The following is a 2,794-nucleotide window of genomic DNA, read 5'->3' as shown; positions in this document are numbered from 1 at the left end:
CCCGGGCCGTCCACGCCCTGCGCCGGCCTCGCGCCGCCGTGGGGGCCGCCCGAGCGGGGCGCCACCGCGCGGAACGTCATCGTGCCCTCGTCGGGGGCCTCGGCGGCCCCGCCCCCGGGCTTGCCCGACGGGCGGCGGAAGACGAACGTGCTGCCGGAGGCCGCCGCGTCGGCCTCCTGGCCCGCCGGCGGGATCGGCGCCGTACCGTCGGTGCGCGGGGAGTCGCCGGCCGTCCGGCGGTCGGCGCGCGGCACCCTCGGGTCGGCGTCCTGCCGGTCCCCGGCCCGGGCGGCCCCCGCCTGCTGAGCCGCCCCCTGCGCCCCCTGCGGCGCGCCCCACGAGACACGGCGGTCCTGGTCGCCGCCGAAGCCGGACTGGCGGGAGCGGTCCGCGCCCCAGGCGGAGGCCGGTTCGGGACGGCTGCCGTGCTGGGCGTCGGCCGGAGCGGGCTCGTCGACCGGGTCCTCGTCGAAGAAGTGCGGTCCGGTCTCCTCGACCGAGGCGGTGGGCGCCGCCCCCGCACCGGGCGGCGGCGCGAGCGACTCGCCTTCCTTGGGCGCCGGACGGCTGGTGCCCGGCACCCAGGAGGCACCGTTCCAGTACCGGACGTATCCAGGAATGGACGGGTCCGGGTAATACCCTTCGCGGGGCCTGTCGTCACCGGGTGCCGGGGTTGGGGCGCTCATGTCCGTCGTCCCGTATCTGCTCGGGGGCCAAATGGGGGCCTCCACATCTATCAGACGAGCGCGAGCCCCACGGCCGCTCCCGCCGGACCCACCCCTTTCGGGCACCGATGTGCTACGCACGGCACCGCCCGGCGGTGTCCCCCTGCGAAAAAACCTCCGGCAACGCGCGTAATGCCGCCGCGCCCACCCGCTCTCTCCCCCTGACCGGCCCTCACGGGCAGCCGTCAGGAGAAGGGAACACCGCCATGCAGACCGTGGTGGAGAGGGAACTGGAGCTGAACCTCGTCCTGTCGCCGGAGCGCAGGATCCCGGTGCCAACCCGGCTCGGGTACGTCACCGACGACCCGTACGCCGTCCACGTCACCTTCCACGTCGACTCCGCGCAGCCGGTGTACTGGACGTTCGCCCGGGACCTGCTGGTGGAGGGCGTGTTCCGGCCCTGCGGGCAGGGGGACGTGCGGGTGTGGCCGACGAAGACGGAGGGGCGCGGCGTGGTGCTGATGGCGCTGAGCTCGCCCGACGGGGACGCCCTGCTGGAGGCCCCGGCGGCGCAGGTGTCGGCCTGGCTGGAGCGCACGCTGCGGGTGGTGCCGCCCGGGACGGAGGGCCAGCGGCTGGGACTCGACGACGGGCTGGACCAGTTGCTCGCCCGGTGACGGCACCGGCGTCAGAACAGCTTGCCCGGGTTGAGGATGTTCAGCGGGTCGAAGGCCTGCTTCACGGCCCGCTGCATCTCCATCCCGACGGGTCCGATCTCGCGCGCCAGCCACTCCTTCTTCAGCACGCCGACGCCGTGTTCGCCGGTGATGGTGCCGCCGAGTTCCAGGCCGAGGGCCATGATCTCGTCGAAGGACTCGCGGGCACGGCGGGACTCGTCGGGGTCGGCCGGGTCGAAGCAGACCGTCGGGTGGGTGTTGCCGTCGCCCGCGTGGGCGACGACGCCGATGGTGAGCCGGTACTTCTCGGCGATCCGGTCGACGCCGTCGAGCATCTCGGCGAGCCGGGAGCGGGGTACGCACACGTCGTCGATCATGGTGACGCCCTTGACCGCCTCCAGTGCGGTGAGCGACAACCTGCGCGCCTGGAGGAGCAGTTCGGACTCGGCCGCGTCGTCGGCGGGGACGACCTGGGTCGCGCCTGCGGCCTCGCACAGCGCTCCGACGGCGGCGAGGTCGGCGGCCGGGGCGGTGGTGTCGAAGGCGGCCAGGAGCAGGGCCTCGGTGGCCTCGGGCAGGCCCATCTGCGCCAGGTCGTTGACCGCCTTGACCGTTGTACGGTCCATCAGTTCGAGGAGTGAGGGGACGTGGCCGCCCTCCATGATGCGGCACACGGCGTCGCAGGCGGCGGCAGCGGAGGTGAACTCGGCGGCCAGGACGAGCTGCTGGGGCGGCTTGGGCCGCAGCCCGAGCACGGCCCGTACGACGATGCCGAGCGAGCCCTCGGAGCCGACGAACAGCCGGGTCAGGTCGTAGCCGGCGACGCCCTTGGCGGTGCGGCGGCCGGTGGACATCAGCCGCCCGTCGGCGAGCACCACGTCGAGGCCGAGGACGTACTCGGCGGTGACGCCGTACTTGACGCAGCACAGGCCGCCGGAGGCCGTGCCGATGTTGCCGCCGATGGTGCACATCTCCCAGCTGGAGGGGTCCGGCGGGTAGTACAGGCCGTGTTCGCCGACGGCTCTCGACAGGGCGGCGTTGACCACGCCGGGCTCGACGACGGCGATGCGGTCGACCGGGTTGATCTCCAGGATCCGGTCCATCTTGGTCAGGGAGAGCACGATGCAGCCGTCGGAGGCGTTGGCGGCGCCGGACAGGCCGGTGCGGGCGCCCTGCGGGACGACCGGGACGCGCAGCGCGCTGGCGGTGCGCATCACGTGCTGGACCTGTTCGGTCGTGCGGGGCAGCACGACGACGGCCGGGGTGCCGGCCGGGCAGAAACCGGCCATGTCGTGGGCGTAGGAGGCCGTGATGTCGGGGTCGGTGAGCACCGTCTCGGCGGGGAGACCGCCGAGCAGCAGGTCGACGAGGTTGCCGGTCCTGTCGTCGCGAGGCGCTTCGATACGGCTCATGATCACAGGTTCGCATCCGGGGCCACCGGTGTGAACCCCG

At 73.8% G+C, this 2,794-nt stretch carries 3 protein-coding genes; 1 reads left to right on the top strand and 2 read right to left on the bottom strand.

All coding sequences use genetic code 11. The features are described 5' to 3' along the window. The coding region (locus RIN80_RS18545; protein WP_309096719.1) for a DUF2510 domain-containing protein at positions 1–686 on the bottom strand (686 nt) is incomplete at its 3' end. A gap of 245 nt (positions 687–931) precedes the next feature. Here RIN80_RS18545 and RIN80_RS18540 point away from each other — a divergent pair. Next, positions 932–1,342, top strand: a complete 411-nt coding sequence (locus tag RIN80_RS18540; protein WP_309096718.1) for an SsgA family sporulation/cell division regulator — start codon at positions 932–934, stop codon at positions 1,340–1,342. 11 nt (positions 1,343–1,353) lie between these two features. On the opposite strand, the gene RIN80_RS18535 is transcribed toward RIN80_RS18540, so the two are convergent. Then, positions 1,354–2,760 carry an FAD-linked oxidase C-terminal domain-containing protein gene (locus RIN80_RS18535; RefSeq protein ID WP_309096717.1) on the bottom strand — a complete coding sequence of 469 codons (1,407 nt, stop codon included), beginning with the start codon at positions 2,758–2,760 and terminating at the stop codon, positions 1,354–1,356. Positions 2,761–2,794 lie beyond the last annotated feature (34 nt).

The organism is Streptomyces sp., from assembly GCF_031181705.1.
Classification (GTDB): domain Bacteria; phylum Actinomycetota; class Actinomycetes; order Streptomycetales; family Streptomycetaceae; genus Streptomyces.
This window is presented reverse-complemented; position numbering and strand designations above follow the sequence as displayed.